We start from the raw sequence: 23,966 nt of genomic DNA, 5'->3' as shown, positions 1-23,966 counted from the left end.
TTACCAATTGATGTGCTATATTTTTGAAACAATCGTTTTAAATTTAGGTATTTTATGGATGATAGCGTTAAATCAGTAGATGATAAAAACTTCAAATCTGAGGTTGCTGATTATAAGGGATTTGTATTAGTAGATTTTTGGGCAGAATGGTGTAGACCATGTAAAAGTTTAATGCCATATATTGAACAATTGGCTAAAGATAAGAAAGACAAGATTAAGATCTGCAAATTTAACATAGATGATGGAACTGATATTCCAGGCAAATATAAAATTCTATCTATACCAACTTTAATTATTTTTCAAGACGGTGAAGAAATTGCAAGAAAGGTGGGAGCAGTTAGTGATTTACCAAGTTGGGTTGATAGCGAAATAAGCTAATAGACAAATCCACTTTTTTGTGTATCATAAATATTGATAATAGGGGACTGTAGCTCAGTCGGTTAGAGCAGTTCGCTCATAACGAATTGGTCGTAGGTTCGAGTCCTACCAGTCCCACTCTGCAAGCTACAATTTGTTTTAATTACGTCTTCTTTATTTTACTTATTGCTTCTACAAATAATCCAAGTATTCAGAATATTGACTATCACCAGGAAATTCGATTCTATTTGCTATAGAATACAGATCATCACTAGCCCTCCCATACCTCTCACTACAAAACGACTCACAGCGCTCAAGACACTTCTTATCCATCCAAGAACCTTCCCCATCAATCCTCACACAATGATCATTACTACAGTTACTAAAACAGTCTGACATAAGTTACTCCTAAAATATAAATTATGCTATATTATATATAAATATCATTAAAAAATTTATAATTAGCATGAAAGATCTACATACAGCTAACCCAAGTAAGCTTTCTTAATTTTAGCTACATTTATGCATTAAATTTTTCTTTATGGTACTTATTGCTTCTACAAATAATCCAAGTATTCAGAACATTGATTATCAGTAGCAAATTCCATTCTATTTGCTATAGAATACGGCTCACCACGAGACCACTCACTAGACCCACTAGTACACCACTTAGTACACTGCTGCGCAGAGTCCTCGAAACATTCCTTATTTAGCGGAATACATTTCCCACTATATTCCTTAGTACATTCCATAATACACTTGTGATCACGATGTATAGGATCATGATCAACTTTTACAATGTGGTTGAGTTTGCACGGAAGATCGGATTCTACTGTACCCAAAGAGGCATGATAAATAAATTTTATATTACCATCACGTGAGTTGGCGATATAATCCACCTTATCTCCATTAATACGACATTCAGTAAGTCTAGCACAACTAGTCCTCTCAGACCCCTTATTACTACACAGCAGCGACTCACATCCACTAAGACAGTTCCCATCCATCCAAGCATGTATCCCACTAACTCTCGCACATTTCTCAATACATTTATTAAAACGGTCTGACATAAGTTACTCCTACGATATAAATCATGCTACATTATATATAAATATTATTAAAAAATTTATAATTAGCATGAAAGATCTACGTACCGCTAACCCAAGTAAGCTTTCTTATTTTAGTTACATTTATGCATTAAATTTTTCTTTATGGTACTTATTACTTCTACAAGCAATGCAAAGATAAACGAAGAATATAAATATTCTTTTGGTAATTCCACATGAAATCCATCAAGTATGAGATATACACCAACGAGTAAAATAAATAAAATGGCAATTACCTTTAAGCCAGGATTAGATTTGATTAATTTACCAGTATAGCTTGATAAAAACAGCATTGCTAATATGGAAAATGTGAACGCTGTAGCAATGATTACCATGTTATGCGTCAACGCTATAGCAGTTAATATTGAATCAACTGAAAAAACTAAATCTATCAAGATAATTTGTAGTAAAACCAAAAAAAATTGGGATTTAGTGTCTGTATTTTTTTTGATTTGCGTATGTAAAAAAATGTCGTTCCACAATTCCATAGAGCTCTTAATAATAAGAAACAATCCACCTGCAATCATAAGCAAGTCCTTTGCTGAGATATTAAGCGATGAAGCCTGAAATATAGGTTTTTGCATTGATAATATATTTGATGTGAAAAATAATATTATAAAACGCATTAATAGTGCTAATCCAAGGCCAATAAACCGCACTCTTTCTCTGAGTAGCTTTGGCACCTTGTCTATTGCTAAAGAGATAAAGATTAAATTATCTATACCAAGTATAGTCTCAAGTAGCGTAAGTATCAGTAAAGTCCAAGCATCAGCTAACATTTTGAGATGAATTTTTCTTATACTTTACAATATGTTTGTAAAGATTAAGTGACCGTGCTGTGTTTTGATGGAATGCTTACTGTAAAGAACCTTACTTTACGTTCGCATTTTAGTGCTTTTTTATGGTATTTTGTAAAAGGACAGTTTGAAAAATCATTTTCTCTATAGTTTAAAAAGCCACACTGCTTTATGTGTGATGCTATCCACTCTGCATAATCTGGGTGGTCTGTTGCAATTAATATTTCCCCTGTTATAAGCATCTTTTTTGCTAATAAACTTAAAAATTCTGCGTTAATTAACCGTCTTTTATTATGGCTTCGCTTCGGCCATGGATCTGGAAAGAGAATAAAAAATTTTTCAACACTATTATCAGGAAAATTGGCAATCAGCTCTCTTGCATCTTCTGTCCATATTAAGATATTTTTTATACTGTGTTTTTCTATGTTAACTAGTAATTTAGAAACCCCTTTTAAATAGGGTTCGCATCCTATAAATAACAGGTCAGTTCCGTTCAGTGCCTGATATAGCATGTTTTCACCGCTACCAAAGCCTATCTCTATCCATATCCTTTTTTGTGAGCTCACAACGTTCTCTATAGAGTCCTTATTATTTTGAATAGAGTACTGTTTCAATGTTTCATCGACATCCGGTTTTAATCTTGATCTTCTGGAAAATGACCTAATCCACTTGCATAGCATATTCTTGATACATATATAATCTCTCACTATTTTTATTTATAGCTCAAATAATTCTCCAGTATGCTTTATTGGTTAATGAAAAATTACTTGTCACTAATTATTAATATTATATAATATAACTTGTTCTGATAAAGTTTAAATTAAAGGTCGCCTTGCATGAATAATAATCCGTCTATAAATCTACCGATTGCTATTAAGAAATTATCATCAAATAAGTTTATAGAAGATATATGCCAAGGCCAGTTTGAAGATCAAAATGATATCTTATTTGAAGATTCTTTCGTTAGTAAAATTAAAGAAGGAGATGTCATAGATGGTATGATTACTAGAATAAATCCTAATGACATTGTGGTGGATATTGGTTTAAAATCTGATGGAAGAATTTTGCTTAAGGAGCTTGGCACTAATGATGAGATAGCTGTTGGCTCTAAAATTAAAGTATATGTAGAAAGAATTGAAGATTACCACGGTAATGTTGTTCTGAGCCGTGAAAAAGCAATTAGGGATGAAAAATGGAATGAATTGGAGGATGGTGCAGTTACAAAAACTGAAGTCAGTGGAGTTATTAAACGCTCAATTAAATGTGGATTTATTGTTGATCTTAGTGATGGAATAAGCGCTTTTTTACCACTCAGTCATGTGGATTTAAAACAAGTAAAAGATGCTAAGCACCTTGTTGATACTGAGCAAAAGTTCATTGTACTTAAGATGGATAAAAAGCAGGGTAACATTGTAGTATCAAGAAAATTGGTGCTAGAGAAATCACATGCTGGTGAAAAAACTAAGTTCTTAGAATCTTTAAACGAGGGTGACGTAATAGAAGGAAAAATAAAAAGCATCACTCATTATGGTGTCTTCGTCGGTATTCACGAATCGGATGTAGTTGGGGTAATAGATGGTTTGCTTCATATTACAGATATATCTTGGAGCAGGGTAAGCCACCCATCTGCAGTTTTTACTTGTGGCCAGGCTATAAAAGTTAAAATCATAAAAATAGATAAGGAAAATGCAAAAGTTTCCTTAGGTGTAAAGCAGTTAGAAGATAATCCTTGGCAAGATGCGGAGTCAAAGCATCCGATTGATAGTGTACATAAAGGCCACGTAACAAGTATAGAAGATTATGGGTTATTTGTTGAGCTTAAACCTGGAATTGAAGGTTTAGTGCACTCATCTGAAATAACTTGGGTTAAGAGTAATTTACCAGTAAGTAGCCTTGTAACTAGGGGACAGGAAGTACATGTAAAAATTCTTAGTGTTGATGTTGCTAAGAATAGAATGAGCTTAAGTATGAAAAGGTGTGTAGATAACCCTTGGCAGATGTTTGTTAATAAATACCCTGCTGGTTCTATCGTTCCTGGTGAAGTCAAGAATAATACTGGATCATATATATCTGTCGCTTTCAATGATTCTGAAATAGATGAAAATGTGGAAGGGTTGATATATGCAAAAGATTTAAGTTGGTCTGAAAGCAGTGCAGATGAGATAAAAAACTATAATGTAGGCGATAAAATAGAAGCGAAAGTGATAAGAGCTAATGTGAATCGAACAAGGATTTATCTTGGCATAAAGCAAATAGACCATGATCCTCTTGATAATCTAATAAAAAAGACTAAAGTAGGTGATACAATACAGGTTACTGTAAGTAAGAGAGAAGATAGTGGCTTAGTCGTTGAAGCTGAAAACGATGTAACTCTTTTTATCGATCAAGAAAATTTACCAGAGAATAAAAAGTTTTCTATATCAGATAAAATAGAAGCTGAAGTATTGGGTGTTGAAGAATATAACATAATATTATCTGCTAAATAAGATATATTACTATTTTAGTTTTGTATAATGGCAACAAAATCTGATATAATAGCGAAGGTAGCAAAAAAGCATCCTTTTTTGGATAAGATGGTCATATCAACTATAGTTGATAGGTTCTTTAAAATATTTTTGGACACATTAAAACACCACAATAGAGTTGAAATCAGGGGATTTGGTTCTTTTTCAATTAGAAGCTATAACTTAAAAAAATTAGATTATCCAACATCACCCAAGTTTAGAAAAAATCAGTACTTTAAACCCTATTTTCGTAGCAGTGAAAAATTATCTAATTTGATAAATGAATAAAATGGGTAAGGGAAAAAGTACAAAAATGGTGTCATCCCAGTGCGTGACAATGGGATCCAGTGAATTTATTCATTATATATGAAAAGCTATTATGTTTATATGATGAAATCGTTAAGTAAGGAAACTGGATTCCAGTGTCATAGCACTGGAATGACAAAAACGTATAGTATTTTTGAGCGATGCAACAAAGTCTTGTCATCCCAGTGCGTGACACTGGGATCTAGTTGTAAAATATTTGCAAATCATGCAATGTATAATAGGTTTTAGGAGCATATAATGTACATGATAAAAATAAGATGGATCCCAGTGTCACGCACTGGGATGACACCATTTTTTGTACTTTTGCACTCAAAATTACAACGTTCGTACAGTTGTGTATACGATACTTGGATCCAGAAAATTGACTTATTATACATTTTATGGAATATTGTATTTATTAACCATATATGCAAGTAGTAGAAATAGTTATATGTAATAATAAATACAAAATATCTTGCGAAAGTGAGAAAAAGGACCATTTATTACGTCTAGCTGGCAACTTTGATAAGCTAGTTAGCTCTATATCTCAAAAAACTGGCAGTAAAGGTTCCGAAGCACTAAACTTCTTACTTGCAGCACTAACTCTTGAAGATAAAATTTTAGAATTAACAGGACAATTGGGCGAAATAAATCAAGAGCGTGAAAAATACAGAAACGAGAAAAAGACGAAGTATACCAAAGTATTAAATAGAGTAAACAAGATTATAACTAACCTTGAGTACACAAAGGATTAGCTTCAATAAAACAAGTAATCAAGTTAATCATCTCCCTTTTTTTAATTCACATATACAGAGTAATCGTGACAAATTGCACTAAAGCCATTTTGCATGACAAATTATTAATTGTTTTACTATTTTATAGTAAAATAGATATTTAAATCAATTGAAGGTGAATTATGGTACAAGTAAAAAATTGTACAAGTGATAAAAGTATTGCTGAAATAAAATGTCAGAAAGAGGTTGCATGTACTATGCTCCAAGGAAGTGAGTGCGATAAGGTAAGGAAAGAGTGTGAAAAAATAGTACTTAATCAATTTCGTGAGGGGTGCGAACGCAAAGTTGAAGAAAAGTACCAAAGAATGGAGAAAGATATAGAAAAAGAATGTAATGACAAAATAAACGTGACACCATGTGAAGTCTGGTGTTCATGGCTACAAGAAGGGTGTTATAGCAAATTAAAAACAGAACGTAAGCATGATGCGCAAAAGAAAGAAGAAATGAAATGTGAGAATACACAATCCCTTAAATTAGCTAATGAAGGCAAGCTTCACATAAAAGAAGCATTAGACAAATTTTATCCCTATCTCACCAAAGATATCACTAATAAAGTAATAGATGGTACTTATTTGGCTAAACAATTTGGTGTAAATGTTAATCATCTTGATAATGGTGTAAGTGAATTTGGGGCTATAACCTGGGCAGGAAACATTGATAAAAGTTGTTTCAAAATTTCAGATAGTAATCCTGGTGGTACTGAATCATACAAAATAGATCATGATTCTAGCGATGCTACAGTTGCATGTCACAACCAAATTTTTAAAAATGATTCTCATATACAAATTACAAAAGTAGTGCAAAATGACCCAACCATTGACAAGAGTAAACCAGTGGTAACAATCTCTCAAAACCAGCCATTGATACTTGTAAATGCAGAGAATGATAAGGTTATTAAAATAGATGGTACTGAAACTAACACTACCTATGAAACATGCAAACAGTTTTTCGATGACAATAATAGAATAACAGATTGTACAGATAAAGGAGAAGATTGCAGCGCTTGTAAAGAGTCAATATGGGACTTTACAGGAGAAATTTATGTTTATACAGAAGATTACTCAGCATTGAACATATAAGATTTCTCTTGAAACTTTCACGCTAGTGCTGTGATAATTAAAAAACTTTTTAATCGTGTAATTTTTTTGCCTGTGTCTGAGTAAAACAAATAATTAAGTTAATCATCTCGCTATTTAAGTGCAAAGGTAGGCTTTTTTTGCCTGTTATATAACAATATAACTCGTGATCATCAAGATCAACTATCTTTTCATATTCAATTAACTCATCCGTGGAGAATTTTCCAAGGTGTGCTAATGCAAAATACCCTAAAAGTATATCAGTTTCCTTGCAGCCTCTATGCCAGCTTCTATACATCAATTTTCTTTTCAGTAGTGAGATATCAGTCATAATGATTAAACTTTTTTTAATTTAAAGATCAAACTAAACGCTTGTCAAGTGAGGTGTGCTTTAATATACTGAATATTTGGTTAAGATCTAAATATACAGGTGGAGTTAATTTCAAGTTTCATTCATCAGCTTGGCGATGGGATATACTATTTTTTGTCATTTTCCTTAATAATTGCTGTTATAGTGTTTGTACATGAATATGGACATTATATTGTCGCTAAAGCATGCAAAGTTAAAGTTGAATCTTTTTCTATAGGCTTTGGTCCTGAAATTTTTGCTTTCAATGATAAGTCTGGCACTAGATGGAAATTGAGTATTTTCCCACTTGGTGGCTATGTTAAAATGCTGGGTGATACCAATGCAGCAAGCGTTCCAGGTGATCAGGAAAAATTGACTGACGAAGAAAGGTTATATTCATTTCATACAAAGCCGCGGTATCAAAAAGCAGCAGTAGTTTTTGCAGGCCCTTTTGCAAATATACTATTTACTATTATCGCTTTTACAATATTTTTCAGCATTGCAGGCTATTATCACACTCCACCGATTATCGGAAATGTAGTAGAAGGCAGCGCAGCTAAACAAGCTGGTTTGTTACCAGGGGATACTATCACACGCATTAACGAATACAAAATAAAGTATTTTGAGGATATTTCACGCGTGATCATATCGAACCCTAAGACAAAAATGGAAATTGAGTATATTAGAAATAATCAGCAGCACAGGACTAGTCTCACTCCGTTAATGATAGAGGATAAGGACGCTTTTGGCAACAAAATAGACAGAGAAACGATAGGGATTGGTTCAGTTAATATGGCAGGACTCAAGCAGTCATCTTTTCTTGGAGCTGTAAATTTATCAGTAAGCGAAACTTACTACACTATGTGTTTAACAGTTAAAGCTGTTTTTCAAATGATCGTTGGTAAGAGGAGCACAAGTGAATTAGGTGGGCCAATAAAAATTGCAAAATATTCAGGTCAATCAGCTAAGAAGGGGTTCACTACGTTTTTGTATTTCATGGCAATTATTTCAGCTAACTTAGCAGCTTTTAATTTGCTGCCAATTCCACTGTTGGACGGTGGACATTTATTTCACTATATTATAGAAGCAGTTATACGCAGGGATTTAAGTTTAAAATATCAAAAATATGCCGCTGCTTTTGGTGTTTCAGTGTTGTGTTTGCTTATGGCAATTGCAATGTCAAATGATATTAGGACTCTTTTTTAAGATAAGGTATGAAAAAGCTATTTTATATATTAGTGGTAATTTTTCTTTCTTTTCCTGCCATGCTTCTCGCTTTGGATGGCAAGGAAAAAGGACAGATAAAAGATCTCAGGTATATTGGTAATGAGCGTGTAAGTAATCAGACGATAGGTTTTTATATAAAACTAAAACCTGGTGATTATGTAGACAACGATGATATAGACTCAGTTATAAAAGATCTATATAAAACAAAGTTATTTGCTAGCGTTAACGCTTATATCGATGATGAAAAAAATTTAGTAGTAGAGATTCAAGAAAATCCATTGATTAATAGGGTAATGGTAAAGGGTAACAAGTTATTTAACAGCAAAGAGCTGCTAAATAATGTTATTCAGTCAAAATCGCTAACTATTTTTACTGAAACAAAATTGCAAAGTGATTTAATGAATTTAGCCGCAACTTATAGAAATAATGGAAAAGTTGGCGTTAAAATTGAGTATGTGCTGGACAAGCTCGATAGTAATAGGATCAATCTAATTTTTAAAATACAAGAAGGTAAAACATCTAGAATTAAGGATATAAGATTTATAGGAAATAAAAATTTTTCTAGAAGCGAGCTAGAGAAAGCTATTAAAGTACACAATAATGATATATTTAGTAAGTTATTTAGTGCCATTTTTAAAAATTCGAATAATTACTCGCCACAACATTTATTGATAAACACAGAATTGCTCGACCGTTTTTATTCATCCAAGGGATATATTCAAAATACCATCCAGCCAATCGTTGAAGTTGATAATAACAATCAAATAGAGCTAACTTTTTTGATTGATGAAGGACAGCAGTATTTATTTGGAACTAATGAAATTACTATTGAAGCAGAAATTCAAGATGTAAGTTTAAAAGAAGAAATATTGAAATTTACAACAGAAGAAAACAATAAAATATTCAATAGAGTTAAAATTAATAATACAGTAGAAAAAATAAGTAAATATTTGAATGAGAAAGGATATATATTTGCAAAAGTTAATCCAGAATATGCACAGCGTGACAATGTTGTGCATATAACTTACAAAGTATTGCCAGGTAAAAAGATTTACATAAACCAAATTACAATTGATGGCAATGATCGCACTTTAGATAGAGTGATCCGAAGTAAATTAAATGTAGCAGAAGGCGATGCATACAATATATCTAAAATTCAAAAATCACGCAGAAAATTGGTCAGTACTGATTTTTTTGAATCAGTAAAAATAAACAGTTACCCAATCAACGATAATACGGTGAACCTTGATTTAAATGTAAAAGAAAAAAGAACTGGTTCATTATCTTTGGCAGGGGGTATGTCTTTCCCTGGTGGAGCATTTATTAAAACTGATATGAAGGAGCATAATTTACTTGGTACTGGTAAAGAACTTTCTTTTGCCCTTGAAAAGAATGAGCACTCATTTTTAACTGACATAGAGATTGTTGAAAATAACTTTAATGATTCTGATACATCACTTGGTGGCAGTGTATTTTACAATACAGATACCAGGCCTAATAGCAGCTTTGACAGTTGTGACATGGGATTTTCAACAAAGTTATCGTATAAAGTTATAGAAAACCTAACTAATTCGATTCGTTATTCTTATAAGTATAACCACATACACCTTGATAAAGATAAAGAGATATCACCTATAATAAGAGATCAAGAGGGTGAAAATACAATTTCGTCAGTAGGCTATACACTCGCGTATAATAAATTAGATAACCTATATGCTCCAAAAGAAGGATATTTATTGCGCCTAAGTCAAGATATCTCGGGACTCGGAGGAAATGTAAATTTCATAAAATCCGAATTCTTGTCTTTTTATATAAATCCTATATTAACTAAAATTGATGATGACATAACACTGCGCTTTAAAATGGCAGCAGGTTATATTTTTTCTTACACCGATAATCCACTCAATATTGGCCAGCACTTTTTTAAAGGTGGTAATGAAATTAGAGGATTTGACCTCTCCGGTATCGGTCCAAGGGATGAAAAAAAACACTCATTAGGAGGCAAAGCTTACTTTAATTTAACACAGCAAGTAGATTTTCCATTACCAAAATTATATGATTACTCTGGTATTAAAGGCTCATTATTTGTTGATTATGGAACGCTTTTTGGTTTAGACTATGAAAAGGATAAATATATGGATAGTAAGCTTATAAGGGTTTCACCAGGTTTTGGTTTCTCAATGCCATCTCCATTTGGAAAACTTAGATTAGATTTTGGATTTCCTTTAGTTAAGGAATCTTACGACGTGATACCATCACCAAATTTTAAATTTTCTATTGAAGCGGGGATTTGAATGAAACATATACAGTTATTTATATCGGTTATTGCCTTAGTTGTTTCCTTATTTGTGGGATATAAGTTTGTAAACTATCAACCCCAGGGTACATTCCACACAAAAGCTGCCATTGTTGATAGTGATGAGGTTATTAATAAATCTCTTGCTTTACAAAGTGTACAACAGCAGATAAGAGACAGAAATTCTGCATTACAACAAGAATTTGAAAAAGAGTTAGACAAATTTAAACCATCAAAAGAAGAATTTGACCTTTTATCAGAAGCTGCTAAAGAAGAAAAGACAGAGCAATTTAACAAACGCGCTGTAAAAGCTAGAGATGATTATGCTAAAAAAATGTCAGATTTGGAAGAAAGTTATAGAGATGCAGTAGATAGCATTTTTAATAAAATAAAAGAAGTGGCGAAGAAAACTGCAGAAAAAAACGAAATAAATTTGGTATTATTTGTTTCAAAGAAAAATCAAGTTTTATACTCTACAGGTGAAGTTGATTTATCAGTTATGGTCTTAAACAATATCAATAAAGAAATACCAGAATTTGCTATTATGGTTGCAAAATAATATAAAATATGGTCCAACTCAATATTGGTGATATAATAAAAATATTACCACATTCTTATCCATTGCTCTTGGTAGACAGAGTTATAGAATGCGATCCTGGTAAAAGCATAAAAGCACTTAAAAATGTGACATTCAATGAACCATTTTTTACTGGTCATTTTCCTGGCAATCCTATAATGCCTGGAGTGTTGATCATTGAGTCTCTAGCTCAGGCATCTGCTATATGCGTGCTTAGTGAAGGACATCAGGATATGATAGAAAATACAGTAGTTTACTTTATGTCTATTGAAAATGCGAAATTCAGAAAGCCTGTTACTCCAGGAGATACATTGATTCTTCAATCTAACATTAAAAGTACACGCCTCAACGCATGTAAATTCGAGTGCATCGCATATGTGGGTGGAGAAAAGGTTGCAGAAGCAACAATTTTAGCTACAGTACGAAATGCAAAGTAGTGTGTTTTTGAGGGGTTATAGATTAAGATTGTATCTGTCTATAGTGTATTAATCGTAAAGATATAGCCAAAATAGTAAGGTTTACCATTTTTTCTGTCATCCTATGACTTGATCATAGGATCCAGTATAAAAAAATTCCTGGATCCCAGTGTCACGCACTGGGATGACAACTGCTTATTTTCAAAAATTGTTTAAATATTACTGATTCTATTCGGTAAACCTTATTTATATTAGCTATACAAGTTGGAATTTAAAAGGAGATTCAAGGGATGCTACTTACTAAGTAACATCCCTTTGAAGAAAGTGAATTATTCGATATGGCAAGCGTTGTATTTACCTTTAGACTCTACAGTTGTGTCATGTTGGTGAACTTCAGCATGAACAGTCATTTTAGTAGAAGGCTTAATAAATTCCCCATCTTGCAATGAATTTCTTCTTTTTAAGCCATTCTTCACTTTATTAATCTCGTCCTCAGAACCTTGCATTTTTAGCCCAGAGTGCCTTAGAGAAGAATCAGACGAGCCCATTCCACTATCAGAATTACGACGATAACCAAAAGAACTTGTAGATTCGCTACCACTCAATCTGCTAGTAGTACTTGAAAAGCTAGCATCTGAAACTCCACTACTGAGAGAATTACTGGGATCTCTATGTGGTTTCGGTGGTCCCTCTACACTAGGTACTGCTGGTATAGAAACTGGAATAGAAGCACTAGCTTGGGAAGGGTTGCAGTTAGCTCCTATTTTTGCAGTCTTCACCTCAGAGAAAGCTTGATATCCAACTTCTGTAGTATTCTCTTTTGCTGATTTACCTATTCTAGGAAATGAGAAAAAAGACCATTTTGCCTTCTTGTGCTCTGTAGGACTCAATAGCTCTGCTGTACTGCCATCAGTACTTACAGAATTTAGTGAATTTAATGAACCACTGTTTGGTAAGCTACTAGTGGAACGCACAGAGCTACTTTTGCTTTCTGGTAAAGTCAGTGAAGAAGGCTTCTTAGCTTTTCCCTCTGCTGTGTTATTACGTCTCACAGAAGCATGAAATCTTTCTTCTCTGATAATATCCTTAATCTCACCATAATGTTCGGAGAAAATGCTATCAATTAAATAGCTCTCTTTAGGCAATGACCTTTCTGTTAACAACTTCTCTAATGTTCGTAGAGTTAAATTATTAACAAATTTTTTCTGCCATTTCAGGTCAGTAACATGTTCTGTTTGACCTGCACTTTTTTCTTCTGCTATTTTTAAGTCAATTTTTGCTGATATTTCAGAAAGTATATTTTTAACTAACTTGGAACTATTCTCTGTATCAGCAAAAATTGTTTTCATGTTCTCTCTTATTTCATTAACCTTCTTGAGTTCCTCTGGAGTAAACTTTTTTATTTCGTTTAAATAGTTAGTTTCACCAGCAAGACGATACAATTTATCTGCTGTAGCATTTAACATGCTGCTAGCTCTCTCTTTTATTTTTTCCTTTGAGTGCCCGTAACCTCTTTTTAATGAATCCCTTGAGTCCTCGTAACCTTTCTTAGCACCTTCACCTGCTTGTTTTGCAACATATCCGAGACCCTTAACTACTTTTTCTCCTGACCATTTTAATCCTTGAAACGCATAAGAAACTGCTTTTACAGCAAAAAACAGAGCAAGACTAACAACAGCACCTGTTGCAGCAAGTGGTAAAGCAATTGCCAAAATTGGAAGTGCTGCAAAAACTATAGCACCTACAGAAGATATAGCAAGTGCTTGCTTTTGCGTAGGCCAATCAGCAAAATCTTCTACTGATTTTTTTAGCAATTTAAAAAATTCATTTTTCTGTTGACGTTGCTCAAACGATTGATTACCAGTAAAAGCTAAATAGTCAGCTTCCCATTGAGAATATCGACTACCAGACCCTTCTTGAACTGTTTGAACTTCAGGAGCATTCAAATCTATTAAATCTCCTTGTTGATTTTGCTGTGATGCAGAACCTTTCTTCGATTCAATGAAATTTGCTAGCTCTTTACTGATTGGAAGAGTTTGACTTTGTTGATTGTGCTGTGATGCAGAACTTTCAGCAAAATTTGAATTTCCTTGTTTATTAGGTGACATTTTAAACCTCACTATTAATAAAATATATTATAATTGTATACTTTTGATTCTTAAGTTAGTGTTAAATCTATTGTCGATATTCATTTATCGTTGAATAATTTTGCTTGACGCGTTTTTTAAGACTATACGCTTGTATCGCTTAATGATTTTGGATTTCTTACCCTAAGCAAGCCTGCACAGAGGCTATAGGAATGGATAATTTTTCAAAAACTTTTACTAAAGACTCTGTCAAATGTTCTATCATTTCATCAGTATGGTAAGGTGTTGGTGTAATGCGAAAACGCTCAGTTCCCTTTAGCACTGTAGGGTAGTTTATATGCTGCACATATATTCCATGCTCATCAAACAATAATTTTGATGCTTTTTTGGATAATTCTGAATCACCAATTATTATTGGAATTATATGAGTATCTGTAGGTATGAAGCTCATTCCTGCATTTCTTAATGATTCTTTTACCTTTTTTACTACTTGCCTTTGTTTTTCCCTTTCAATATTACTCGATTTTAGGTGTTCAACGCTTGCCCTTGCTGCCGCTGCAAGAACCGGTGACATAGCGGTAGTGAAAATAAACCCAGGAGCGGAACTTCTGATCACATCAACCAGACTTTTTGATGATGCTATATACCCTCCCATAACTCCAAAAGCTTTCGATAACGTTCCTTGAATAACTGTTATTCTATCCATCAAACCTTCTTTTTCTGCGATTCCACCACCATGTGCACCATACATTCCAACAGCATGCACTTCATCCAAATAAGTAATTGCATTATGTTGATCAGCAAGATCACATATTTCTTTAAGTGGAGCTATATCACCATCCATTGAATATACGGACTCAAGAGCTATTATTTTTGGTGTCTTTTTATCTATAGAATTGAGCAACTGCTCTAGATGATTAACATCATTGTGCCCAAATATATGTTTTGGTCTTTTTCCCGCCTTTATCCCTTCTATCATCGAAGAATGATTTTTCTCGTCCGAAAAAATCACAACATTGGGGATAACCGATGATAAAGTGCTGAGCGTCGTCTGATTAGCAAGGTAGCCACAAGCAAAAGTTAAAGCAGCTTGCTTTTTGTGCAGGTCAGCTAAAGATTTTTCCAACTCTACAACTTCTTTTGTTGTACCAGATATATTTCTTGTTCCACCTGCACCAACTGATGAGTTTTGAATAGCAGCAATGACATTCTCATTCTGCGACATTCCCAGGTAGTTATTACTGCACCAAACGATTACTTCCCTATTCCTTTCATAATCCATAATGTGAGGAAGCTTTCCAGGTAAAGAAGCGAAGTGCGTAAACTCACGGTAACGGCCTTCGCTTTTTATATCGTTTATTTTGTTTGAAAATATTTCTTCGTAGTTTACCAAGTTTTGATCTACTAATAATTAATACAATTATAATAAATTATTTAATGGTAAACTACAATCTTTATTCTTCAACTTACGATACAGCAGGTGCTTTAGTAGCTGCAACTTCAGTAATATTATTATCTTTAAGCTCACTTGAAGGCCCACAGCAATATAAGAACGTAGCACCAATTACACACAAAACTGCAACTGCTATTCCGACAGCTAGCATTTCTAAGTAAAATGCAACAGCTAATCCTGAAGCAATTCCAGCTATTGCTAGTCCAGAAGCAGCTACAACGGACCACTTACTCTTTTGTGCATCTTGTAAATTTTTATTTGGATCACTAGGCTGTCCACCATCGTTATGAGTATTATTTGTAACTTCTACCACATGATCTTCTTCGTCAGAACTGTCCTCAAGTAACGCTGTATCCTCACTACAATCATCTACCAGAATGTTAGTGTCAGTTCTCTCACTTGAAGAAGAATCTTCATGATCGCCTAGAGTCGCTTGACTATCACTCACATCTTTAACCATATCACTCAGAAGACCAACAATTTCTGGATCAATATGTTCTGAATGACTTGCACCGGCCTGATCATTAGTAGAAGTGACTGCCATATCGCTCACAGATTCACGAATTTCTTGATCGATATGTTGTGCATGACTAACATCAGCGCTTGGCTCAACTTGAGTATTAAGAAGCTCCTCATTATGAACCTGAGATTCCTTAGCTTTCGCTTTTCCACTTTCAGTAGGTGCACCCTTCCATGAAGTTGGGTTGTTACCCTTACCATATTTATTATTACCACTTTTTTTATTTCTAGCCATTACACCCTCCGTTAAACTATTTACTAAAAATTCATTATTATCTTGTTGAGGCTCCTGCACAAGAACATCAGTAGCATTTACAACTTGTGTATTTGCTTGTCTTTGTATACCAGTATTGCTCTGTAGAAAACCTCGAATACGATACAAGGTACTAATGATAGCAGTAATTTTACAGTACTCAACAAAAGTTATATCAGCAAAAACTTCTTCTTGGGCTGCTTCACCATAAAAAGGGATCATTTGGACTATATTATAGATAACCCCACCTGCTTCAGGTGTTTTGACAAGACGTTGACTTGTTTTTTCAATCTGTTCCTCAACTATTGCCAAAGCAGTGTCAAATTCCCCTTTATATATTGCCTGCATAGCTGGAGTTTGCTGATCAGAGCAGCTCAAATCACATAACAGCGCAATCACTATTTCATCTGCTTCTTCTATTGCATTTTTCAGTATATTTCTTATAACTTTCCTTATTACATCTTTACTATTTCGTCCATTCTCTTGATAAATTTGCATATAAGCAAACACACTGGTTACAATATCTTTATTTCTGGTATTAGATAATGCAATTAGAATCGATTCGTATACGTTATCAAATTCATTATTTTTCAATTTTTGCTTAAGGTAATTAATAACATCGTCGCTACATTCGGAACATTTTTTACATAAGCTCTCAATAAATCCGATATTGCCAGAATCGAGTGTAATTTTCAGAATTAAATCATAAATTTTCCTTCTACTACGAGCGTTTATATTTTTTAAGATTTGCTCCTTTAGTACTGAAATTACCTTATCATCTGCAAATGCTTGTTCATATATACTATAAGTACCGCGACCTGCACTCCGTATGTATCGCTGGCATAAATACTCAACAATAGATACATGCTCCTGGCTCATTGCAGACGCTAAAAGGTTCACAATACTTCTAGTTAACAGATCTTTTTTGATTTCATCATCAGCACACTTCTCAAATATATCTAGCACCATCGTAATAAATGGCTCGTTTTGAGCGAGAGATGCAGTTTCAAATACACCATATACATATAAAGGATCAGAGCGACTTGTCTGTAACGTTTCTATAAGATCCTTTAAGACATATGGAACAAGAACTGCTTGTAAAAAGGCTTGCTCATTTCTTAATGCTATAACTGAGAAAAAGTTAACTTGACCACATTGCGTTTTAATTATTTGTTCTTTTAAGCTCTGATAAAGGTCAGGGAATTTCTCTGTAAAGATTTCAATATATCTTCGACCACCAACAAGTGAAGATAGAAGAATTGAATTTTCTTGATTGAATAATATTGCTTTATACCTTTCTGTAAGTTTATCGTTAGCTGCAATTGCTAAAAGCACCAGTTCTTTTACTGAGTAATCACACTTGAGCTCTTGATTAATCTTATATGGCAAAAGTATATTCGAATATATATGTTGGTGATCACTTCTTTCTTTTAAATTCAGGTGAAGTTGCTGTAAACAAAAGCTTTTGAAATTTTCACTATCTAGATCAACAACAGATATGATTCCATAATTGTCAATATCATTTACAATCTTATCTAATTCTTCATAGCTATTATCTTGTTCATAACTATTATCGTTTATGGCATTATTTAGGATATCTGTTATTTCTATAATAGTTAAATTTTTAGGCAGAGTAACAAATGACTCCTCTTCATTACCCTCGATTATAAATGATTTATTACCTTCACCAATATTCCCAATAAGAGACACAATAAGTGAATTATCAGTTAATACAGCTTTTTTAACAGGATTTTCAACTTCTTCATTCTCTGAACAATTACCTGAGTCTCTAGAATCTGACTTTTCAAATCCATGCCAACTCTTAATTAATCTTTCATCTTTGATGTCTGAAAAAACTGTATCTTCTGATACGGATGATACGAAATCGCGAAAATTAGGACCAAACATAACTTACCCCCACAAAGTACATGCTTATTCAAGCATAGTACTAAATAGGAATATTGCCAAGCAAATTGTTTAATCTCTTAAAAATTCACTAATATCGTTTACTCCTTTACCTTCTACGATACAGCAACGGTTGGTCTTTGAGCAATTGCAATAACTGAAGGGAAATCAGCATCATCGAGATTTTGAAAAGTCATAAAAGACGACAAATTATCATCAGTTGGAGTGTTCTTACCATCATTGGGATTTTCAGGAGCAGGAACAATAAAAAATGATTCATAATATTCATCAGCATTATCTTCATCAGCATTTTTACTAATGGGCTGAACCCCTCCAAAATGTTTACTGATATCATTAAGTAAACTTGTACCATTGGCATGGTACTTTTCAAATTCTTTAGGGATGGTAAATTCTACTTCGCCATTTTTGTATACTACTTCGCCATTTTCCTGAGATTCAAGTGTAAATTTTAGCTTGTTATTAAATTTATATTGTTCAGGTGGTTGTTCTGGATCTGAATTTTTTACAACCATAACCTCACTATACTCAATGTTTAAGGAATTTACACTATTACAACGAATGCTGATTGTTTTTTCAGGAATTGTTGGTATTAATTTATATTGAGCAAATATATGATGAATTTGATCATATACTAAAGCTTCATGCCCTGCTTGATTACAACTTCTGATTAATTCTCGTAGAATGAGTGGACATGGAACTTCTGCTCCAGGAACAGATTCAAACATTCTTATAAAAGTATATTCTGCACGCATAAGATAATCAAGATTTTCACCTACATCTCCAAGCCATTGTTTAACTGTTTCCTTAGATATACCTCTATTATTAATTATAAAGGCCATTGCAGGAAGATCTCTACACGCCTGCTTACCAGAATCTACATAGACATTCTTTTTAATGACTCTTGCCTGATCAAGCAAAGATTGTTCCAATTGAAATTCTAGGCTCTTACTTGAATTTTTGTTGTTTGTTGGTTCCGTTAGAAACCATCCAAAGAAATTGCCAAACATGTTTTACTCCTAAATAAATATAATTAATTAAAGTATAGCACTAAACAGTAACTTTGCCAAGCAAGTTATTTAATTTTTTAATAAAGCTACTAGTATCTTCTATTTCTTCACCTTCTACGATGCATGCTTGATAGAACAATAAGTGAATCATATCCTCTAATGTAGCGTTTTCAACATTCTCAGCGTGTGACTGCATTATGCTTTTTATTACTGGGTGTTTGATGTTAATCTCCAGCACTTTTGGAGTGCGGTAATTTAGCTGCTTCTGTTCACGTAAAAAACGCTCCATTCTAAGGTCCATCGCACCTTCATCAACCGCTAGACATACAGGGCTATCGGTCAGTTTTTTAGAAATTTTCACACTTTTTACTAAATCTCCGAGTATCGTGGTGAAATATTGCAGTATAGACTCTGCACTTTCTTTCGACTCTTCTGCAGTTGATCTATTTTCTTCGTCTTGTTTTTTATCTTCTTCGGAAGAGAATTTTTCTAAATCTACATCCGCACGAGTTACAGACTTAAACTTTTTATCTTTATATTCATGAATTACACTAGTCCAGAAATCGTCAACTGGATCAACAAATAGGAGCACTTCGAGTCCCTTACTGATGAACCCTTCAAGCTGCGGACTATTTTTCACTGAATCAAGGCTATTGCCTGTGAGATAATAGATCTGTTCCTGCTCAGGCTTCATTCTGCTTATGTAGTCATCAATGCTGACTAATTTGTCACCCTCAGTGCTCTGAAATCTACAAATTGAGAGTAGTGCTTCTCTTTCATCAGTTGGCATAGCTTCACAAAGCCCTTCCTTTAAAACGGCACCAAAATTAGTCCAGAATTTCGTATATTCTTCCAGGTTTTCTTTTGCCTTTTTCCCAAGTTCTGCTATTACACGTTTCGTTAGTGATTTTCTGATTTGCTCAACAACGCGGTTGTTCTGCAGGGTTTCTCTGCTAATGTTGAGTGGTAAATCTGGTGAATCGACCACGCCTTTCAAGAAACGTAAATATTGCGGTATAATCTGCACATTATCTTCAGTAATGAAGACTTTATTTACGTATAATTTCACAGAGCAACGTCTGTCTGGGTGAAATAAATCAAATGGTTTGATGGATGGTACGTAAAGCAAATTTGTATATTCAATTGCGCCTTCATTTTTATTGTGCAATATCATCCATGGTTCTCCACCAACATGCGCAACACCGCGGAAAAAATCGTTGTGCTCTTCTTGAGTAACTTCGTTTTTTGATTTAGTCCAAATTGCAGCCTTACTATTCAACTTTTCACTTTCTCCTTTCTCATCTATAAACTCAACAGGAAAATTTATGTGGTCTGAATAAGTAGTAACAATATTTTCAATACGAAATTTATCTAAAAATTCATTTTCTTCAGGACGCATAATTAACGTGATTTTCGTTCCCCTAGAGATTTGCTCATCTAATTTACTTATTGAATATTCTCCATCTCCTTTTGATTTCCATACCCATGAGTCTTCTTCACCTGCTTTTCTGGACTCAACTATCACTTCTGAAGCAACCATAAAGCTTGAGTAAAAACCGACACCGAACTTACCAATAAGCTCAACAGCTTGATTTGAGTCTTGATTATTTTTAATTGCATTCAAAAATTTCTGTGTACCAGAGCTCGCAATTGTACCCAAGTTATCTATTAAATCTTGTCTGCTCATTCCGATACCATTATCAGTGATACATAGCTCACTCTCCTCTTTGTTGACTCTAATAGTAATTTTTAACTCATCACTGGAATCCAGCAAATTTGAATTAGATTGAGATTCATAGCGTAATTTGTCGCACGCATCCGATGCATTTGATATTAGTTCACGCAGGAAGATATCTTTGTTAGTATAAAGCGAATGAATTACTATATTTAGTACTTTTCCTACTTCAGCATCAAATTTTAAATTTTCAGTTTCTTTTACGCTATGCATTTTGAGCTCCATTATTTGCCACTACAACAATAGATTTAAGTACTGAACTCAGATCTTTCAAGGTTAAAAGCTAATTTATAGGCAAAGTAGGTTATATTTTATGCAATAATACAGATGCATGCGCTGCTATTCCCTCCTCTCTTCCAATAGAACCTAATTTTTCTGCGGTAGTTGCCTTAATATTTACAAATTCATCATCAATTTCCAATATCTCTGACAGAGTTTTTTTCATTTCTGCCTTATAAGGTGATATTTTAGGTTTCTCACAAACTATAGTGACGTCTAAATTTGATACGCCGTATCCTTTCTCTCTTGCTTTTTTAGCGGCAAAATCAAGAAAGTGGAGTGAATCGCAATCTTTCCATTTGAGTGAATCAGGAGGAAAGTGCTCTCCTATATCGCCACATCCAAGTGCCCCTAATATCGCATCAACGATTGCATGTATTGCAACATCACCGTCTGAATGTGCTTCTATTGTCATATCGTGTTCAATTTCTACACCGCAAATTTTTATAAAGCATTTAGTATCATTTTTAGGTTCAGTAAATTTATGTATATCATAGCCAGTTCCAACACGAAATTTTGGTTCTTCAAGTAGAAGCTTTGCCATATTAATATCCTCTTCAGTAGTTAACTTAAAATTGCTTTTCTCACCTTGAATAATTGCAACGCGCTTTTTGTGCTCTATCACTAGCGATGAATCATCAGTGAATTCTTTAGATGACTCATGACATGATAATAATTCTTTGAAATTAAAAATTTGAGGGGTTTGTACAGCTCTAAGTTTTGCTCTTGAAATCGTAGATTCAATGAAGCCATCGTTTACTAATGATATAGTATCTGTAACCTCTATTGCAGGTACAATTCCTGTGCACTCACTATCGCAACTGATAGATTCAACTAGTTTATCTATTAGGCTGAGCGAAACAAAAGGCCTACAAGCATCGTGTACTATGACAAATTCAGGGTCAATTGTTTGTAAGCTTTCAAGTCCAAGTTTTACGGAATCTTGTCTGCTTTTTCCACCATGTACAGATTCTAGTAGTTCAGCATCTGTAATTGATGAGATCGCTTCTCTATAAAAACCTTCATGATCTTTATTAATCACTACTCTGATATAATCTACATACTGATTAACTAGAAATTTTTTAATCGTATGAAATAAAACAGATTTACCTGCTAGTTTTATGTACTGCTTAGGAATTGTGGCGTTGCATCTCTTTCCCACCCCTGCTGCAACGATTAATGCTGCTATTTTGTGTTTCTCAAGTTTGATGTTGGTCATATTTATCACTTTAAACCTACGTATATAATAACATGTTATCTAAATGCGATGACATAGTTTCTGTGTCCTTTACTTTTTAATCAGTATTTTCTATATTGTAATTGTTAGGTTTATCACATAAAAAGGAGTGTTACCTTGAGTTTATTTAATAACCTTTATAAAGGTTTGTTAAAAACCTCTTCTCGCTTTAGCAATGAAGTAAAAAATATTTTTTCTACTAAAAAAAAATTAGATCAAACGCTCTTAGATGAGCTAGAAGATTTGCTAATCAGCATGGATATTGGTCATAAAACTTCTAAGTTAATTATTGATAAGCTAGCAAGTGCTAAATTTGAAAAGGAAGTTGAGCACGATATCATCAAAAAGCAATTGATGGATGAAATCGAAGCGATATTAAATCCAGTTGCTGAGCCGCTAATTTTAGAGAAAAAGCCACATATTATAATGGTATGCGGAGTAAATGGTAATGGTAAAACCACAACTATAGGAAAGCTTGCGTCTCAATACACGAAGATTGGAAAATCAGTGATGCTCGTTGCATGCGATACGTTTAGAGCTGCTGCTAATGAGCAGTTGAACGTTTGGGCAGAGCGATCTGGCTGCTCTATTATGAGTGGAGAGCACGGTACCGATTCTGCAAGTGTAGCGTATAAAGCTGTAAGTCAGGCTATAAAAAATAATATAGATGTTGTTATGATCGACACAGCAGGAAGGCTGCAGAATAACGTGAATCTTATGGAAGAATTATCAAAAATATATAGGATCATAAAAAAATTAGACAACACTGCTCCTCACGATGTTATTTTGGTCCTTGATGCAACTACAGGTCAAAACGCGTATAGCCAATTGGAGGCGTTTAGCAAAATGGTGAACGTTACAGGGTTAATAATAACAAAGCTAGACGGCACTGCTAAAGGTGGAGTAGTGGTTGGGTTAGCCCAAGAATACAAGATAAAGTTACACGCCATAGGAATTGGTGAAAATATAGAAGACTTAAGAGAGTTCACTGGCAAGGAGTTTGCTGAAGCGCTATTTAATGATAATCAGTGATTGTGATTAATGAAGGAAGCTACAAAAATCTCAATGGTTTATCCACAGGAGAAATGTGCTATTTTTTATACCACTCGTTTATAAGTTTATTGGTTTCAGCATTAAAAAAATTTTTCAATGGCTGTCTAGTTGTGATTTCGGCCTTTTTAGCAATACATCTATCTTTGCATATCGCATATTTTATATGAAAGTTTAGATCAATGTATTCTTGATTTGAAAGTACGCTTACCTTAAAGGGAAATAATACTACATTTTCATATATATTGCTGACAAATATCTCTTTTCCTACTTCATCTTTATGCTCACTTGGAGCAGGCCAGTGAATATCTATGCTTGATGTATTACCTCTATAGCTAATAAACGTTGGCAAACCAAAATCTCCTGGATCTTTATAATATATATGCCAATCTGGATCTATTGAGATTTTTATTGCACCCTTAATAGTGAGATTTGCTTTATCTATCTCCCCAATAAGCAAATCAAATTTTACAACTTCTTCATCAGCGTATAATTGAACACAAGAAAAAATTAAAAATAATATTGAATATATGTATATTTTCATGAAAGTAATTTGATTTTTTAAAAGAAATCAATTTGAATTTTAACTGATATATTAATGATATTATATACATT

Annotated in this window: 24 protein-coding genes and 1 tRNA gene; 13 read left to right on the top strand and 12 right to left on the bottom strand. The window is 33.6% G+C overall.

All coding sequences use genetic code 11. The annotated features are described in order from the left end of the window. Positions 1–54: 54 nt before the first annotated feature. Together trxA and ASM33_RS00565 are read left to right on the top strand one after the other, a co-directional pair. Positions 55–378, top strand: coding sequence for a thioredoxin (gene trxA, locus ASM33_RS00570; protein ID WP_110409499.1), 324 nt, complete (start codon positions 55–57; stop codon positions 376–378). Between the two features lie 43 nt (positions 379–421). Next, a tRNA-Ile gene (locus ASM33_RS00565) sits at positions 422–495 on the top strand. 54 nt (positions 496–549) lie between these two features. On the opposite strand, the gene ASM33_RS00560 is transcribed toward ASM33_RS00565, so the two are convergent. The 4 genes from ASM33_RS00560 to trmB all read right to left on the bottom strand — a co-directional run bounded on the left by ASM33_RS00560 (position 550) and on the right by trmB (position 2,940). After that, positions 550–756, bottom strand: a complete 207-nt coding sequence (locus ASM33_RS00560) for a hypothetical protein (RefSeq protein WP_110409500.1) — start codon at positions 754–756, stop codon at positions 550–552. 158 nt (positions 757–914) lie between these two features. Further along, the gene (locus ASM33_RS00555; protein ID WP_110409501.1) at positions 915–1,427 is read right to left on the bottom strand and encodes a hypothetical protein; all 513 of its coding nucleotides are present in this window, start codon (positions 1,425–1,427) and stop codon (positions 915–917) included. 110 nt (positions 1,428–1,537) lie between these two features. After that, positions 1,538–2,242 (bottom strand): TerC family protein, encoded by a 705-nt coding sequence (locus ASM33_RS00550; protein ID WP_110409502.1) that lies wholly within the window; start codon positions 2,240–2,242, stop codon positions 1,538–1,540. 44 nt (positions 2,243–2,286) lie between these two features. After that, positions 2,287–2,940: a tRNA (guanosine(46)-N7)-methyltransferase TrmB gene (trmB, locus tag ASM33_RS00545; RefSeq protein WP_110410535.1), complete on the bottom strand. Its 654-nt coding sequence runs from the start codon at positions 2,938–2,940 to the stop codon at positions 2,287–2,289. Between the two features lie 156 nt (positions 2,941–3,096). Here trmB and ASM33_RS00540 point away from each other — a divergent pair, with 156 nt between their 5' ends. The 6 genes from ASM33_RS00540 to ASM33_RS00525 all read left to right on the top strand — a co-directional run bounded on the left by ASM33_RS00540 (position 3,097) and on the right by ASM33_RS00525 (position 6,943). After that, positions 3,097–4,746: a 30S ribosomal protein S1 gene (locus tag ASM33_RS00540; protein ID WP_110409503.1), complete on the top strand. Its 1,650-nt coding sequence runs from the start codon at positions 3,097–3,099 to the stop codon at positions 4,744–4,746. A gap of 27 nt (positions 4,747–4,773) precedes the next feature. Next, complete coding sequence (locus tag ASM33_RS00535) at positions 4,774–5,052, top strand: HU family DNA-binding protein (protein WP_110409504.1); 279 nt, start codon at positions 4,774–4,776, stop codon at positions 5,050–5,052. A 99-nt stretch (positions 5,053–5,151) separates the two neighbouring features. Beyond that, a complete protein-coding gene (locus ASM33_RS08270) occupies positions 5,152–5,319 on the top strand; it encodes a hypothetical protein (protein WP_157956344.1) in 168 nt (55 codons plus the stop codon). Between the two features lie 9 nt (positions 5,320–5,328). Continuing rightward, positions 5,329–5,508 (top strand): hypothetical protein, encoded by a 180-nt coding sequence (locus tag ASM33_RS08265; protein ID WP_157956343.1) that lies wholly within the window; start codon positions 5,329–5,331, stop codon positions 5,506–5,508. Beyond that, positions 5,499–5,825: a cell division protein ZapA gene (locus ASM33_RS00530; RefSeq protein ID WP_110409505.1), complete on the top strand. Its 327-nt coding sequence runs from the start codon at positions 5,499–5,501 to the stop codon at positions 5,823–5,825. The genes ASM33_RS08265 and ASM33_RS00530 overlap by 10 nt, the downstream gene beginning before the upstream one ends. A 161-nt stretch (positions 5,826–5,986) precedes the next feature. After that, the gene (locus tag ASM33_RS00525; protein ID WP_110409506.1) at positions 5,987–6,943 is read left to right on the top strand and encodes a hypothetical protein; all 957 of its coding nucleotides are present in this window, start codon (positions 5,987–5,989) and stop codon (positions 6,941–6,943) included. A 49-nt stretch (positions 6,944–6,992) separates the two neighbouring features. On the opposite strand, the gene ASM33_RS00520 is transcribed toward ASM33_RS00525, so the two are convergent. Then, positions 6,993–7,271 (bottom strand): FAD assembly factor SdhE, encoded by a 279-nt coding sequence (locus ASM33_RS00520; RefSeq protein ID WP_110409507.1) that lies wholly within the window; start codon positions 7,269–7,271, stop codon positions 6,993–6,995. 99 nt (positions 7,272–7,370) lie between these two features. On the opposite strand from ASM33_RS00520, the gene rseP reads away from it, so the two are divergent. From rseP to fabZ, 4 genes are read left to right on the top strand one after another with little or no spacing between them, the layout of a single operon-like run. Beyond that, positions 7,371–8,495 carry an RIP metalloprotease RseP gene (rseP, locus tag ASM33_RS00515; RefSeq protein ID WP_110409508.1) on the top strand — a complete coding sequence of 375 codons (1,125 nt, stop codon included), beginning with the start codon at positions 7,371–7,373 and terminating at the stop codon, positions 8,493–8,495. An 8-nt stretch (positions 8,496–8,503) separates the two neighbouring features. Beyond that, a complete protein-coding gene (gene bamA / locus ASM33_RS00510; RefSeq protein WP_110409509.1) occupies positions 8,504–10,810 on the top strand; it encodes an outer membrane protein assembly factor BamA in 2,307 nt (768 codons plus the stop codon). Further along, the gene (locus tag ASM33_RS00505; RefSeq protein WP_110409510.1) at positions 10,811–11,371 is read left to right on the top strand and encodes an OmpH family outer membrane protein; all 561 of its coding nucleotides are present in this window, start codon (positions 10,811–10,813) and stop codon (positions 11,369–11,371) included. An 8-nt stretch (positions 11,372–11,379) separates the two neighbouring features. Further along, positions 11,380–11,826 (top strand): 3-hydroxyacyl-ACP dehydratase FabZ, encoded by a 447-nt coding sequence (gene fabZ / locus ASM33_RS00500; RefSeq protein ID WP_110409511.1) that lies wholly within the window; start codon positions 11,380–11,382, stop codon positions 11,824–11,826. Between the two features lie 308 nt (positions 11,827–12,134). On the opposite strand, the gene ASM33_RS00495 is transcribed toward fabZ, so the two are convergent. The 6 genes from ASM33_RS00495 to ASM33_RS00470 all read right to left on the bottom strand — a co-directional run bounded on the left by ASM33_RS00495 (position 12,135) and on the right by ASM33_RS00470 (position 22,283). Next, on the bottom strand, positions 12,135–13,913 hold the full coding sequence (locus ASM33_RS00495) for an actin-bundling T4SS effector WalE1 family protein (RefSeq protein WP_110409512.1): 1,779 nt from the start codon (positions 13,911–13,913) through the stop codon (positions 12,135–12,137). 157 nt (positions 13,914–14,070) lie between these two features. After that, positions 14,071–15,285 carry a 5-aminolevulinate synthase gene (hemA, locus tag ASM33_RS00490; RefSeq protein ID WP_110409513.1) on the bottom strand — a complete coding sequence of 405 codons (1,215 nt, stop codon included), beginning with the start codon at positions 15,283–15,285 and terminating at the stop codon, positions 14,071–14,073. A 73-nt stretch (positions 15,286–15,358) separates the two neighbouring features. Then, complete coding sequence (locus ASM33_RS00485; RefSeq protein ID WP_110409514.1) at positions 15,359–18,025, bottom strand: host RNA manipulator TomO; 2,667 nt, start codon at positions 18,023–18,025, stop codon at positions 15,359–15,361. A 113-nt stretch (positions 18,026–18,138) separates the two neighbouring features. After that, on the bottom strand, positions 18,139–19,050 hold the full coding sequence (locus ASM33_RS00480; RefSeq protein WP_110409515.1) for a hypothetical protein: 912 nt from the start codon (positions 19,048–19,050) through the stop codon (positions 18,139–18,141). Between the two features lie 40 nt (positions 19,051–19,090). Further along, the gene (gene htpG, locus ASM33_RS00475; protein WP_110410536.1) at positions 19,091–20,998 is read right to left on the bottom strand and encodes a molecular chaperone HtpG; all 1,908 of its coding nucleotides are present in this window, start codon (positions 20,996–20,998) and stop codon (positions 19,091–19,093) included. Between the two features lie 91 nt (positions 20,999–21,089). After that, positions 21,090–22,283: a bifunctional 2-C-methyl-D-erythritol 4-phosphate cytidylyltransferase/2-C-methyl-D-erythritol 2,4-cyclodiphosphate synthase gene (locus ASM33_RS00470; protein WP_179947421.1), complete on the bottom strand. Its 1,194-nt coding sequence runs from the start codon at positions 22,281–22,283 to the stop codon at positions 21,090–21,092. A 135-nt stretch (positions 22,284–22,418) separates the two neighbouring features. Between ASM33_RS00470 and ftsY the strand changes: the two genes are divergently transcribed. Next, positions 22,419–23,333 (top strand): signal recognition particle-docking protein FtsY, encoded by a 915-nt coding sequence (gene ftsY / locus ASM33_RS00465; protein ID WP_110409517.1) that lies wholly within the window; start codon positions 22,419–22,421, stop codon positions 23,331–23,333. A 58-nt stretch (positions 23,334–23,391) separates the two neighbouring features. Here the strand turns inward: ftsY and ASM33_RS00460 are convergent, their stop codons facing one another. After that, complete coding sequence (locus ASM33_RS00460) at positions 23,392–23,895, bottom strand: protein-disulfide reductase DsbD domain-containing protein (protein ID WP_110409518.1); 504 nt, start codon at positions 23,893–23,895, stop codon at positions 23,392–23,394. Between the last annotated feature and the right edge of the window lie 71 nt (positions 23,896–23,966).

It is taken from the genome of Wolbachia endosymbiont of Folsomia candida (assembly GCF_001931755.2).
Lineage (GTDB): Bacteria > Pseudomonadota > Alphaproteobacteria > Rickettsiales > Anaplasmataceae > Wolbachia.
The sequence above is the reverse complement of the archived record's forward strand: the minus strand, read 5'-3'. Positions and strand labels throughout refer to the sequence as shown.